The organism is Streptomyces sp. M2CJ-2, from assembly GCF_016757295.1.
GTDB lineage: Bacteria > Actinomycetota > Actinomycetes > Streptomycetales > Streptomycetaceae > Streptomyces.
The window spans coordinates 15,995-29,109 of sequence record NZ_JAESIF010000072.1; the positions used below are offsets into that span (position 1 = coordinate 15,995).

The 13,115-nt window shown below is 69.3% G+C and carries 15 protein-coding genes; 7 read left to right on the forward strand and 8 right to left on the reverse strand.

Annotated features, from left to right (window positions below; all coding sequences use genetic code 11):
• Positions 1–31: 31 nt before the first annotated feature.
• Positions 32–403, reverse strand: a complete 372-nt coding sequence (locus JL475_RS41540) for a phosphotransferase (protein WP_307825225.1) — start codon at positions 401–403, stop codon at positions 32–34.
• Positions 292–819, reverse strand: a complete 528-nt coding sequence (locus JL475_RS41545; protein ID WP_307825227.1) for a phosphotransferase — start codon at positions 817–819, stop codon at positions 292–294. Before JL475_RS41545 ends, JL475_RS41540 begins: the two co-directional genes overlap by 112 nt.
• Positions 820–1,245: 426 nt before the next feature.
• Here JL475_RS41545 and tgmC point away from each other — a divergent pair, with 426 nt between their 5' ends.
• The 7 genes from tgmC (at position 1,246) to JL475_RS32360 (ending at position 8,665) form a co-directional block, all read left to right on the forward strand.
• A complete protein-coding gene (tgmC, locus tag JL475_RS32330; protein ID WP_307825224.1) occupies positions 1,246–2,235 on the forward strand; it encodes an ATP-grasp peptide maturase system methyltransferase in 990 nt (329 codons plus the stop codon).
• Positions 2,236–2,497: 262 nt separating this feature from the next.
• Positions 2,498–3,310, forward strand: a complete 813-nt coding sequence (locus tag JL475_RS32335) for a class I SAM-dependent methyltransferase (protein WP_202281712.1) — start codon at positions 2,498–2,500, stop codon at positions 3,308–3,310.
• 456 nt (positions 3,311–3,766) lie between these two features.
• Positions 3,767–4,384 carry a DUF1707 domain-containing protein gene (locus JL475_RS32340; RefSeq protein ID WP_202281714.1) on the forward strand — a complete coding sequence of 206 codons (618 nt, stop codon included), beginning with the start codon at positions 3,767–3,769 and terminating at the stop codon, positions 4,382–4,384.
• A gap of 441 nt (positions 4,385–4,825) precedes the next feature.
• On the forward strand, positions 4,826–5,353 hold the full coding sequence (locus JL475_RS32345) for an ATP-binding protein (protein ID WP_237408913.1): 528 nt from the start codon (positions 4,826–4,828) through the stop codon (positions 5,351–5,353).
• A 335-nt stretch (positions 5,354–5,688) separates the two neighbouring features.
• Positions 5,689–6,150, forward strand: coding sequence for a hypothetical protein (locus JL475_RS32350; RefSeq protein WP_202281716.1), 462 nt, complete (start codon positions 5,689–5,691; stop codon positions 6,148–6,150).
• Between the two features lie 9 nt (positions 6,151–6,159).
• Complete coding sequence (locus JL475_RS32355) at positions 6,160–7,986, forward strand: alpha/beta hydrolase (RefSeq protein WP_202281718.1); 1,827 nt, start codon at positions 6,160–6,162, stop codon at positions 7,984–7,986.
• Between the two features lie 172 nt (positions 7,987–8,158).
• Positions 8,159–8,665 carry a hypothetical protein gene (locus JL475_RS32360; protein ID WP_237408914.1) on the forward strand — a complete coding sequence of 169 codons (507 nt, stop codon included), beginning with the start codon at positions 8,159–8,161 and terminating at the stop codon, positions 8,663–8,665.
• 687 nt (positions 8,666–9,352) lie between these two features.
• On the opposite strand, the gene JL475_RS32365 is transcribed toward JL475_RS32360, so the two are convergent.
• From JL475_RS32365 to JL475_RS32390, 6 genes are all read right to left on the reverse strand, one after another.
• Positions 9,353–10,030 (reverse strand): Fic family protein, encoded by a 678-nt coding sequence (locus JL475_RS32365; RefSeq protein ID WP_237408916.1) that lies wholly within the window; start codon positions 10,028–10,030, stop codon positions 9,353–9,355.
• Positions 10,020–10,667 (reverse strand): hypothetical protein, encoded by a 648-nt coding sequence (locus JL475_RS32370; RefSeq protein WP_202281722.1) that lies wholly within the window; start codon positions 10,665–10,667, stop codon positions 10,020–10,022. The genes JL475_RS32365 and JL475_RS32370 overlap by 11 nt, the downstream gene beginning before the upstream one ends.
• Before the next feature lie 95 nt (positions 10,668–10,762).
• Positions 10,763–11,419, reverse strand: coding sequence for a contact-dependent growth inhibition system immunity protein (locus tag JL475_RS32375; protein ID WP_202281723.1), 657 nt, complete (start codon positions 11,417–11,419; stop codon positions 10,763–10,765).
• A gap of 12 nt (positions 11,420–11,431) precedes the next feature.
• The gene (locus JL475_RS32380; protein WP_202281724.1) at positions 11,432–11,746 is read right to left on the reverse strand and encodes an RNase A-like domain-containing protein; all 315 of its coding nucleotides are present in this window, start codon (positions 11,744–11,746) and stop codon (positions 11,432–11,434) included.
• A gap of 44 nt (positions 11,747–11,790) precedes the next feature.
• Positions 11,791–12,354 (reverse strand): hypothetical protein, encoded by a 564-nt coding sequence (locus tag JL475_RS32385; protein ID WP_202281725.1) that lies wholly within the window; start codon positions 12,352–12,354, stop codon positions 11,791–11,793.
• A gap of 25 nt (positions 12,355–12,379) precedes the next feature.
• On the reverse strand, positions 12,380–13,018 hold the full coding sequence (locus tag JL475_RS32390; RefSeq protein ID WP_237408918.1) for an RNase A-like domain-containing protein: 639 nt from the start codon (positions 13,016–13,018) through the stop codon (positions 12,380–12,382).
• Positions 13,019–13,115 lie beyond the last annotated feature (97 nt).

The window sequence follows — 13,115 nt, forward strand, 5'->3', positions numbered from 1 at the left end:
ACACGTGCCGGAGAACCGGCATAGATGCAGATCAACGCGCAGCGGCGTCAGCGAGAATCGCCTGAAGTCGTACTTGGCATTCGGCGACGAAGGCCGGGTAGGTGCGCCAGTAGTAAGAGATTCCACTGACGCCGACCGTGATCGCCCAGGCTCGGGCGCGAGCCCAGGTCAGATCATCCAGGTCCAGAGTGTTCCAGTAGACCTGTCGTGCTTCGGGCGGCAGGTCCCAGACCGTGGAGTGCTCGGCGTCGGGAAAGCCGACCGAGAGGCACCCAAAGTCAATGACCGCGCTCAGCCTGCCCTCCCGAACCAAGAGGTTGGTGGGCTTGAGGTCGCCGTGAAGCCACACGTGGGTTCCGGAAGGCTCAGGCAGAGCGAGTGCGGCTCGCCATAACTCTTCCAGAGTCTCAACGTCGAGCTCTGGACCCACCGTGGTCCGGCAATCGTCAAGACACGCGCTGATCCACTGGTCACATGCCTGCAGGCTCCCCCCCCGCGATACCAGCTGAGGTCATCCGCGCGAGTCGCTCCCATCAGGTCGATGTCATGAAACTCGCGCACAATCGCCGCCAGGTCGGCTCCGAAGGCGGCCCAGTCCCGGACGGTATCCGGGCCGGCTTCGTCACCGTCGATCCAGCGGTAGACCGACCAGACGAGCGGGAAGGCGTTGGTGGGCGTCCCAGCATGGACAGGCTCGGGGATAGGACACGCAAGGTGGGGTGCCAGGCGAGGAAGCCATTCCTGCTCCTTCCGCACGGACCGCGCCGTGTCGGCGGTTCGTGGAATCCTCACGAGCAGATCGTCGCCCAGCCGGTACATGGTGTTGTCCGTCCCCGCGCCCGCGGGCGAGACCGGCAGATCAGCCCACTCCGGGCGCTGCGTCTCCAGCAGTGACCTGACAAGCGTCTCGTCGACCGAGACCTCATTCTGGTGAAGCGACACGTCGGAAGTCTCTCCGCTGGATGGCACGGGAAGCCAGTGACTTTTCGTTGACCACCCTGCCCGCAGCAGCGAGGGAGATCAGCCCCAGTCACCCTCTCGGCCCGCCAGCCACTTGACGCGACCACCATCACCACCACGTGGCGAACATGCACGTCACGCGAAACACCAGGTCAACGCCACAAAACCGGCTACCGCGGTCGGAAAACTGGAGTGCAACCCGTCCGGGCAGTGGGCGTGGCTGGAACCGGAGACCGGGCTGCCGATGGTGGCGGCGATGGCGGATCTCCTGGAGAGGAGGACGGCGTGAACGACGAGGAGTTGAGGGCACGGCTCGTCGAGCGGCTGACCGTCGGCGGCCACCTGCGGACCGGGCCCTGGCGGGAGGCCGTGTCCGCGGTGCCGCGCCACGTGTTCCTGCGCGGCGGCTTCTTCCAAGAGGTCGACGGCTCGTCGCCCACCGCCTGGACCCCGGTCATGCCGGACGATCCGCGGTGGCTGGAGGCCTGTTACGACGACGCCTCCCTGGTGACGCAGGTCGCCGGGACCGTCGTGCCCGGGGACGTCCGCGGGGAGATCATGCGCGCCCCCACCTCGTCCAGCACCATGCCCGGCCTGGTCGTACGCATGCTGGAGGACCTCCGGGTCGACGCCGGCCACCGTGTCCTGGAGATCGGCACGGGCACCGGATACTCCACCGCCCTGATGTGCCACCGGCTCGGCGACGACGCGGTGACCTCCGTCGAGGTCGACGCGGACGTGTCCACCCGAGCCCGCGCCGCGCTGGGACACTGCGGGTTCGTCCCGAACCTGGTCGTCGGCGACGGCCTCGCCGGACACGGGGCCGGGGCCCCCTACGACCGGGTGATCGCCACCTGCGGGCTCCTCACCGTCCCCCGCGCGCTGATCGAGCAGACCCGCCCCGGCGGGACCGTCCTCGTCACCCTCTGCGGCTGGCTGTACTCCTCCGAACTGGCCCGGCTCACGGTCCACGAGGACGGCACGGCGTCCGGCCGCTTCCTCGGCGGGCAGGTCTCCTTCATGCTCGCCAGGCCGCACCTGCCGCCGCCACTGGGCATGCTCCCCGACCTCGACGAGGGCGACGAACGGCAAGCGGTCTTCGGTACCGACGTGATCGACGACTGGACCACCCGGTTCGTCGCCCAACTCGCCGCGCCCCGCGCCCAGCACGTCACCCTCACCCGCGACGGCCGCACGGAGCACCTGTTCCTCGACGCCGACACCGGCGCCTGGGCCGTGTTGTGGGAGCACGACGGCCGGTGGACGGTCCGGTAGAACGGGCCGTCCCGCGTCTGGGACGCCGTCGAGGCGCACATCACCCGGTGGCGCGGCGCCGGGGCTCCGCCGCTGGAGCGGTTCGCGATCGCCCTCACCTCCGAACAGCCGACGATCACCTGGCCCGGCCGCTGACCCGCGTCCCACGCCTGCGCTCCGCCCCACCGGCACCACGGGGCGGAGCGCTTCGCTCCGACGAGCCGACGAGAACCCGAAGACCGATCACCCGGCCCTGACCGCACCACCGCGAGAGACTGGACCCGTGGCCTCCCCCAACCCCTCGCATCCGCCCGGAGAGCTGTTCGCGTCGACCGTGCCGTACTACGCCGCCTTCCGGCCCCGTTACGCGCCCGAGTTCTACACCCTGCTCGCCGAGCGCTTCGGCCTGGACGGCACCCGGCGCGTCCTCGATCTCGGCACCGGCCCCGGCATCATCGCCCTCGAACTCGCCCCGCTCGTCGGCGAGGTCATCGCCGTCGACCCCCAGAAGGGCATGCTCGAAGAGGGCCGCCGCCTGGCCGCCGAGCACGGCATCACCAACATCACCTGGCGCGAGGGCGACTCCACCATGCTCCCGGCGCTCTCCATCGGGTCCGTGCTGCTCACCGTCATGGGCGCGGCGTACCACTGGATGGACCGCGACCGGGTCGCCCGGGACCTCGACCGGATCATCGAGCCGGGCGGAGCGATCGTCCTCGCCTCCCGCGGCGCCCCCGGCGACCTCGAGCCCGCCCCCTGGCGGCAGGTCGTCGACGAGGTCCGCACCCGCTACCTCGGTCCCGAGCGCCGCGCCGGCTCCGGCGCCTCCTCCCACCCCGAGGAACCCCACCAGGACGTCCTCGCCCGCAGCCCGTTCTCCCAGGTCGACACCGTGCGCTGGGAACACGCCCTGACCCGCACCGTGGACGAGGTCCTCGGCTGGGTCTTCAGCCTCTCCTACTCCAGCCCCGCCCGGCTCGGCGAGAAGAAGGACACCTTCGAGCAGGACCTGCGCGCGGCGCTGCTCGCCCTCGCCCCGTCCGGCCGGTTCGACGAGGTGATCCATACCGAGGCGGTCATCGCCACCAGGCCCTGAAGGTCGCGGGCGGTTCGGGGGCGTTGAGGCCGAAGTGGATGTCGAGCATGCGGATGCGGGAACAGACCCTCGCGGCTCCCAATGCGACCGACAGGCCGTGGACGCCCATCTGGGCGGTGGCGCCGGTGATCCCCGGAGGCCACCGGGGCGGACGGCGGGCGGCTGTGCCCGGAGGTCTCCGGCACCCGCGCGGAACGCCGGCCCGCCCTCGCCACGCCCCCGCAGCCCGACGCCGAGTCCGGCCGCGGCCTCCTCCTCGTCACCGCCCCGGCCGACGACCGGGACGTCACCGACCGCCGCTCCGGGCCCGGCAAGACCGTGTGGGCGTCCGTGGGCGTGCCCCGCCCTCCAGCGACATGACCCCGTCGAGCGCGCGGCCCGAAGCGGCCTGGAACCCGACTCACCCACAGGTACCGGCCATGCCGCTCAGTCCTCCGGCTGCTTATCCTTGTGGCCATGACTGCCCAGCCTCCGAAGCCCTCTCCGCGCCCTGCTCCGCCGGGAGAGCTCCGCGCCTCTCACGACGACCGGGAAGCAGTGGTGGAGCAGCTGCGCGATGCGGCAGCCGAGGGTCGAATCGACCTCGAGGAGCTGGATTCGCGCCTGGAGCAGGCGCTGAAGTCCAAGACCTACGCCGAGTTGGCCGTCCTGACCGCCGACTTGCCGAGGGTGAATTCCGCTGAGGACCTGCCGCCGCTGGTGCTCAAGGGCGGCATGTACGGCGCGTCTCGAGGCCCCGGGCGCTGGGAGGTTCCCGGACACGTGATCGCTCACGGAGGCTTGGGGGGTGTGAAGGTCGACTTCACCCGGGTCGAGTGCCGCCTCACGGAGGTCGCGGTGGAGGCGTACGGGGAGACAGCCGGTGTCACGATCGTCATCCCCGAGGGCTGGGCCGCAGACACCAACGGCATGGATCCCGGCGTCGGCGGCCTGAGGGACAAGACCACTCCCGACCGGCTTCCGGGAACTCCGCTGATCCGGCTCACCGGCTCCGGCGGCATGGCGGGAGTGGTCATCCGCCACCCCAACCTCTGGGAACGGCGCAAGCTGCACAGCAATCCGACGCAGGACTAGGACGCGTGCCGAGGTGTTGACCAAGATCTGAAACGATCTCGGAATGGCTCTGGCGATCTGACGGACAACACGTGCGAGGGGAGCGGCCATGCCGCGTCTTGGTCACCACCTCCGATCCTTCAAGTTCACGTTCGGGCTTGCCTGGACGTGCTTCGCGGCATGCCGGGGACAGGTGACCCGGCTCTGGAGCACGCCTTGGCGGGTGAGGCGACCCTCTGCGGCATTCCTCGGCGTCAGGTGACGGTCTACCGGTGTCTGTTCGTCGCGAAGAGGTCCGGAAGGTGCTCGGACTGCCGGGTGCGGGCAGTCGACGCCATGTCCAGGCCCTGAGTCAGAGGTCGCGCTCGTGCAGGCACAGCGGCCCGCCGTCCCATGTACAGCACACTCCCGTACAAGCGTCGCTCCTGGTGGCGCGCCCATCCCAGCCGCCACGCTGACCGCATGCACAGCCCTTCCTCACAGCGGCGCCGGTCCTCCGGTCCCACGATGCCCACCGAGTTCGCCATGTCCTTCACCTCCACACCGCGAGGCGCCCGTCTGGCCCGGCTCTTCGTCTCGCACTGCCTGGACTCCTGGGGCCACCCCTACGACAGCGACGTCAACGGGACGCTGGCCCTGGTCACCGCCGAGCTGTGCACCAACGCCGTGCAGCACGGGCGGGTCCCCGGCCGGGACTTCCACGTCCGGCTGACCACCGAGGCGGACGGCGGGCCGGCGTTCCGCGTGGAGGTCTCCGACACCCGCGCGGAACGCCGACCCGCCGTCACCCCTCCCGCGGACCCCGACGCGGAGTCCGAGTCCGGCCGCGGCCTCCTCCTCGTCACCGCCCCGGCCGACGACCGGGACGTCACCGACCGCCGCTCCGGGCCCGGCAAGACGGTGTGGGCGGTGGTGAGCACCGCGTCGAGCAGCCGGCCCGGCGCCCTCCGCCAAGCACCTGCCGGATCGTCCGGCGTCGAGCCCGCGTGAACCGTGCCATGCCCCTCGGACGGGGCGGTGAGGAGCTTCGCCGCGGGTACCGGAGAAACGTGGAGTTGGCCACAACAAGCCGCCCCCCCCTGCCGCGTTCCGCGTATCACCGGTCACTCAGCGCTCCCGCGTCCACAGTGTCCGTGGCACGTCACGTCTCTCACGCTCAGCGGCGACTTCGCGTCAACCGAGTGGGCGTGCGGACGTCACACAGCGTTCCCGTCCCCTGGCCTCCGCAGTGACGCCCCGGCGGAAAGCAGCCGACAGGGGTCGGTGATCTCCCAGGTAGGCTGCCCGAGCCACGGGGAAGCCCGGGCCACGGGGAAGGGCGACATATGGGGTGGGACGAGTGGGAACAGCTCAAGCAGGACGCCGCTCAGCACCACGGTACACAGATGCAGCTCAACCAGCTTCCGCCGGATGACGGGCCGGGCCCGTCCACCAGCAACGTCACCAGAGGGCTCCTTTCCAGCAAGAAGGCATGGAACAAGGCGGGAGAGGACATCGGCGGACTGGGAGACGACATCGACAAGGTCCTGAAGAAGTTGCAGGACGGGCAGAAGGGGTTGGAGGGCGAGGCCGGATGCCTGTCGGCCGGGGCGCAGAAGGAGGTCCACGACTCCTGGGCCTCCTACCTCAAGGGCGTCGATGACCGCTGTGGCAGGGTGAAGAAGGTTTTCGAGCAGGTAGGACACGACCTGCTGACGACGGACGAGGCCGTACGGTCGGCGCTCGACGCCATCGACACCCGGTTCGCGGACACGCCCGCCGTCGGCGGCCAGGACTCGGGGCGGTGACGGAACGTCATGGACCTCGCCACCCTGAAAAAGCTGAAGCCCTCAGAATTCGAAGAGGCTGCCGACGGCTATCGTGCCGCCGGTGACATGGCCGACACGGCCAAGGACCACATCGACCGTGTCGTTGTCGCGGGCATGCGCAAGTCCCTCAAGGGCGAGGCCCTGGAGGCGGCCATCGGAGAGCTGAGAAAGCTTTCAGCCAACTTCCACTACACACAGATCGAATGCGGCCTGGTCAGCACAGCGCTCAACGGATTCGCACACGACCTGGAAGCAGCCCGGAAGAAACTCCTGTCCGCGCTCGACGCCGCGGAGGCATCGAAGGTCACCGTCAACGCGGACGGCAGCGTCACCTATCCGGAGGGACAGCCGCGGGACGGATCCGAGGCGCCGGCCAAGGGCGGCACGGTCGGCAGCCTCACCGATCCCACGGCCCAGGCCATGGCCCGCCAGGCCGCGAACGCCGATCCCAACCCCCACCACGCCGTGGCCCTGGCCATCGCGGACCGCATCGCCCACGCCCTCAAGGAGGCGACGGAGGCGGACGCGAAGTGGGCGCCGAAGATCCGCGCCTTGAAGGCCGACGACGATCTGACCGTGTCCCTCGAGGACCTGAAGGACGCCCAGTCGGACATGGGCGGGGTCCGCGAGGCGGGCAAGGACTACCTGGCGTCCATCGGCGGACCGCCGAAGGACGCCACTCCTCAGCAGAACGCGGACTGGTGGAAAGAGCTCGCCCCCGAAGAGCGCGAGGCGTACCTCGCCACCCGTCCCGAGCTCGTGGGAAGGCTGGACGGCCTGCCCTCCGAGATCAGGGACGAGGCGAACCGCGTGGTGTTCGAAGAGAAGCGCTCCGAATACCAGCTCAGGCTCAACTCGATCCCGAAGCCGCCCGCCAACGAGTGGACGTGGATCACGGCAGGCTCGTATCCGGCCAAGGTCCACACAGATGAATGGATGGCATGGGACAGGAAGCACGGTGACGATTACCGCCGCCTCACAGCCTCCCTCAAAGGCATGAACGCCATCCAGCAGCGCTTCGACGACACGGGCAAAGAGGGACTTCCCGAGGCCTACCTGCTCGGCTTCAGCCCGGAGGGGAACGGCAGGGTCATCGTCGCGACCGGCAACCCCGACACGGCCCAGCACCAGGCGGTGTACGTACCGGGCACCACCTCGAACCTGGAGAAGGTCGGGGGCGACATCAACCGGATGACCGAACTGTGGCGTCAGACCAACCAGACGTCACCGGACGCCTCCGTCTCGACCATCACCTGGCTCGGCTACGACGCGCCCCAGTCGATCGTCAAGGACGCCCCCTTCGAGCACTACGCCTACGACGGCGCACCCGCGTACCGGCAGTTCATGGACGGCCTCGACGCTTCCCACTCCGGCCCCGGGGAACCGCACCGTACCGCCATCGGACACTCGTACGGCACCACCCTCATCGGAGCCGCCGCCGAGACCGGCACCCTCAACGCCGACGACGTGATCTTCGCCGGAAGTCCCGGCGTCAAGGTCGGCCACGCCGACGAGATGGACGTTCCGAAGGGGCACGTCTGGAACCAGGAGGCCGAGGACGATCCCGTGCCCGACATCGGCCGCTGGGGCCACGGCGGCAGCAACTGGAGACTCGGCGGCGGCGTCTTCCTCATCCCCAGTGACGAGGAGGCCTTCGGCGCGAACCAGATGAACACGGGTCCGGAGGGAACCGGCCCCACGGGAACGACGGGAGCCACGGGCCACAGCGAGTACTGGGACCGGGGCACGACGGCGTTGAAGAACCAGGCGCTGGTCGTGGTCGGCAAGTACGGCTACGTGACCACTCCCGAGTAAGACGGCACGACGGTGCCGAGCGCCGTTCCTCCATCGCCCCACTCGACGAAGATCTTGGACTTTCATGTTCTACGGACCACGCCCCGTACCGACCCCGCACCACCGGGGCAGCTCCCCTCTGACCCTGCCCCTGGCCCTCGTCCTGACCGGACTTCTCCTCAGCGGATGTGGCATGACCGAAAACGACGGCAACGACTCCCCCGGCAGCACCGCCGACAATTCCCAGGAGGCCCGTTCGGGCCTTCCCGACGCGGGCACGGCGACGACCGAAGAGGCGGTCGCCGCCGTGAAGGAGGTGTCCAGCGAGCTCTACCGATTCGTCGACGTTCCCGGCAAGGCGTCCGAACCCGGTCCCGGCGTCAAGAAGTGTGAAGGCAAGGACCCGGACACGTACTTCACCGTCTACCACCCTTGGAACTTCGCGCCGACGAAGCCCGGCGACATCGACGTGGCGATGGAGAACCTGAAGAAGAGACTGAACACGGGTGGCTGGGTGACCAAGCAGCTGTACCACGACAACAGTCCCAACAAGGCACTCAACCTGATCGCCGACAACGACGCGAAGAAGGTCAGCGTCTGGATCGTCCAGTACTCCGAGGACGTGACACCGAGTCTGGGGATCAACGTCACGTCCGGCTGCTACCGGGTGCCCGAGGGACAGACGGTCGACCACTTCTGACACCGCGGGACGACGACGGCCCCTCGAAGGCAGGCAGCCCGGCGGCGCATGTGTTGTTCAGCGGGGTGGACGACCCGCTGCCGGGCCCGGCCATCGGCCCCACCCGGACGGACAAGGCTCACCGGACCGGCGACGCACCTGAGGCCGCGCACCGCGGGCGTGATGTCAGTGACCCGGCCTCATCTGCTCGGCATGCCCGGCCGCCTCGCACCGGCCCGCGCTCCCGCCGCCGTTCGGACCGCGCACGAATAGGACGGGAACACAGCAACGCGGATCACGCGCCTCGCCCACTCCCCCGCACCGCGATCACCGACCCGATGGGTTTCGTCCCATGCCTGGCCGTCTCCTCGAACTGCGCGTCGAGAACTTCCGCGGTCTGCACGACGTGACCGTTCCGCTCGGTTCGCTCACGGTGTTCGTGAGCCCGCCCGACTGCTCGACAGGGACACCGGCCGTGTCAAGGACGCCGAGGAGGAACTCGAGCGAGGGCTCGGCCTGCCGGTCTTCCGGGAGAGCGACGGCCCCGCGGTCGCCCGCGGGGCGCTGTGGCACCGGCTGGTCCCCTCCCCGCGCGGCACCAACCGCTCCTACGCGGACTTCATCGGGGACCTCACCGGCTGGACCTGACCACCGGGCGCGGGCGGCCCGGTTTCGGTGATTTCACGTGCGGTTGCCCGTCGGCAATCATCAGGCGTGGTCAGAGGGTCCTGCATCCCCGAGGCCCGGGTGCGCGAGTACCTCACCTCGTCGCGCTGCCGCACCGGCGAGGATGTGGATCAAGCGAGCCAGCGCCGGCGCACCGACCGGATCATCGGCATACCTGGGCACTCGTACAGGACCGACCTCGTCCAGGAAGACCTTCTCGCGTGCCAGGACGAACCCCATCGTGAGCAGGGCCGCCCGCCCGTTGCCGTCGTCGAACGGGTGGAAGAAGCACACGTCCAGGTAGGCACGGGCGGCCCGGGCGGGAAGGGGGACGTCCGTGACCGGTTCGGTGGCTTGGGACAGGCACTCTTCGAACCGCGCCGGTGTCTCCTCGCACACTCCGTACCGTTCACGTCCCCCCTTGGCAAAGGCCGGAAGGGTGCGGAACGCTATTTCCGGGCAGCCGAGGACCAGCTTCTGCCATCCGGCGAGGAGGCCGAAGCCGAGCGGCCGGTCGGCCTCGGCGTCCGTCCGGGCCAACCGCCAGGCTGCCCGCATTCCGACCCCGCGTGTCGTGTCATCGTGTCCGTCGCGCGCCGTCGCGACCGCGTCGATACCGTCGCGTGTGCCCCGGACCGGACCGACCAGTTCGTCCGAGGCCTCGTGCCACGCGATCTGCGAGCGCACCCGGAGCCAGCTCCGGAGGTCGTCACGCACCATGCCCTCCGATGGCCTGCCCGGCACGGCCGACCGCCTCCGCGTCGGGGGCGATCCAGCTCTCGAACTGGGAGTCCACGACCTCGTCGGCCAGATCCTCGGCCTCCAGGGGGGACATTCCCGTCGACTCGAGGTACCACATGAGCGCATCCACACAGGCAGCACGCCATAGCTCGCCGGCTCCGGTGCGTTCCACGACAAGAGTCACGAGCGGTGCGACGGCTCGTTCACGCAGCCGTCGCGTCTCCTCGGCATCCGTATCCGGTCCGGGAGCGAACTGCGCGAAAAAAGCGGCGAGTTCCTCGAGCCAAGCACGCCATTGGAGCAGGGCGCTGGTGTACCGCCGCGCCTGCTGCTCCAGGTCTCCGCTCGGCGGCAGATCCCTGATGATCATCCCGGAATGGGATGCTTCGTCCACAGCGTTGTGCCAGTGGAGGGCCCACGAGCCGTAGTGCTCGGCAAGACCCCGGGCGACCGCATCGTCCGACCGCAGTCCTCGTGGCCGACCCGTCCCGGGGTCCGGCGAGGACAGCACATGGCGCACCACGTCCAGCGCCTGGTCGGAGTCGAACGGATGCGTGGTCGGATCGACGTCCTGCCACGTCTTCGATGTCGGGTATCGATCGGAACTGATGACCACTCCTGGTATCTGAGTATCTGATCATTGGTGTCGCCAGGGCTGCTCCGGCATTGGCGCCGGGGCGGCGAACGGCAGGTCGGGGGTCGGGGGTCGGGTCAGACGCCGGACAGCGTCGTCGCCAGCGACTGGAACAAGGCGCCGTGGGAGAAGGGCTCGGGCGGGCCGACCTCCATGCCGAGTTCGGCAGCGGCCAAGGCGTAGTCCCCCTCGTCCAGGGGGAGGGCGAGCAGCTCGTGGAGTTCGCCCACGAGGCGTGCGACCAGGTGGGGGTCGGTGGTGGCGGCGTAGTCGGCGACGGCGGCGTCGTGGTCGGGGAACTCGTCGACGATGTCCTGCGAGAACCATCCGCCGAGCAGTTGCGCCGTCTCCGGGAAGCGCGCGTGCCACTCCCAGTGCGTCTGCGGGGAGGACGGTTCCGGGACGTCGCCTTCCTCGATGCTCTTCCTCAGGTGGTCGGCCAGCACCAGCAGCCAGTCGCCGATCTCCGGCTGGGGCATCCCGGTGTCCGGGATCGCGTAGAACTCGCCCAGCTGGTGCCGGATGCGGCCCGGCGGGTTGCGGCTGTACTCGCGCAGCTGGCGCTCCGCCTCCGCGACGGCCCAGGGACGGGTGTGCCAGGTGTGGCGAAGGTATGCGTCCAGCGCGCGGCTGCGCCGCTCCGGGGTGTCGTCGGCCGGCTGCCCCAGGTAGGCGCGCATCACCTGGTCCAGCTCGCCGTACCGGCGGTCGTGTTCGAGGGGCTTCATGGACATGTGCGGCGGCCCCTACAGGTAGAACGGGAAGGTCGTGTGGACGACGAAGCCGTGCGGGCTGGACGGCTCGCGGCGCAGCACCACACGCGCCGCGCGGACGTCGACGGGCCCGCGCCCGGCCAGCAGGTCACCCTCCAGCTGGACCCGGCCCACGGGCTCCTCGCGGGAGGGCCAGGCGGCCTCGATGGTGAGACGCGCCCGGGTGCCCTGGGCGAGCCAGCGGTGGATGACCTGCTCGTTGGCGGTCACCACCTGCTGGGTGGCCCAGTGGGCGGTCTCCCGGTCGGGATAGGAGGCGGAACGGGTCAGCACGGGGCATCCTCTCAAACGACCTGGTCAAAAGCTGTGCTCGTACGGGACGGGCATCCGGTTCACAGGTCGTTGAAGTTCCAGAACATGCCGACCTCTGTGTCCGAGACGACGACGAGACCACAGTCCTCCGTGAAGACACTCATCGGGTTGTACCCCAGGGCCTTCCGTGTGAAGTCGAGTGTGCCGGGCGCGCTGCCCGTCTTGCTGACGTTGGTGTGGTAGGTGGCCTCATCCCCATACCGTGCGAGAACCGTGCGTGCCATCGCCCGCAGTTCGTCCGGGGACTCGGTGAAGTACTGGAGGTTGGCCAAGGTGCAGCCGCCCTCGGTGAGGGCCAGGAGCAGGTTCTCGGCACTGTCCCGGTCGATCTCGTCAAGGCGGGGCGCGACGTACTCCGGGGGGTGGGCGACGAAGGGCCAGGTGGGGCTCTCCACACGCTCGGGATTCTCCTCCGCGTCGTCGACGCGGGCCCAACCCCTGGGGTCCGGCACGTCCCGGGCCATCAGCGCGAGGACGTCGAGCGTCCAGTCTTCGTGGCGGCGCGGGCCGGTGGCGATGTACGCGGTCGCGTCCCTGTACAGGTGGCGTACCGCGGCTTCCCAGGACGTCTGATCGGCGGACATGTAGTGCGGGCCTTTCTCGGCAGGACTAAGGCTTGTGGGGCATCGACGTCATGACCGTGAACGGCGGATTGCGGCTGCTGTCGTACCTGAGGCGCGTGTCGATGCCGTTCACGTCGTACGCCTTGGCGTTCATCCCGCCCTCCTTGTACCCGGACAGCGGGTCGTTCGGGTCCACCGGCTGCTTGAACACGCTGCGGCCACTGGTCTCGCTGGGCGGCAAGGTCGCATAGAACTTCTCGACCTTGCCGTCCGTCGGCGGAGGCGGGCCCTTGATCCACGCCTCGATGGCGGCCTTGTTCTGGTTGAGGTTGTACTCGGTCAGCTCCTCTGCCCGCTGGTAGTTCGGGAAGGAGGACGAGGCACGAGGGAACGGCTTTCCGTATGGCCAGGCCTGGGTCGGGCCCTGGTTCGGGTTCGCCGGCTGGTCGCGCAGGCGCTGCGTCAGCTGCTCGTCCGTCTTGCCGACGTGCTTGTCCAGGGTGTGGCCGTCCGCCATGTACTCGTTGGCGGCGAGGTTGAGTTCGTACTTGCCGGCCGAGTCGATCTTCAGCCAGACCTGCGAGTCCTTGAACTCCTCCAGGGCCCGCATGCCGAAGCCCCGTGCCCGCGCCTCCTGAGCCTCGAACTTCGGGGCGCTCCGGTACGCCTCGTCCAACGGACCCATGAGTGCGTCGAGTTTCGGGACGTGAAGTTCCACCCTCAGCCTGGACAGCCTGATACTGGGACGACAGGTTCCGGAGGAAGCAGATCCAGGTAGTGAG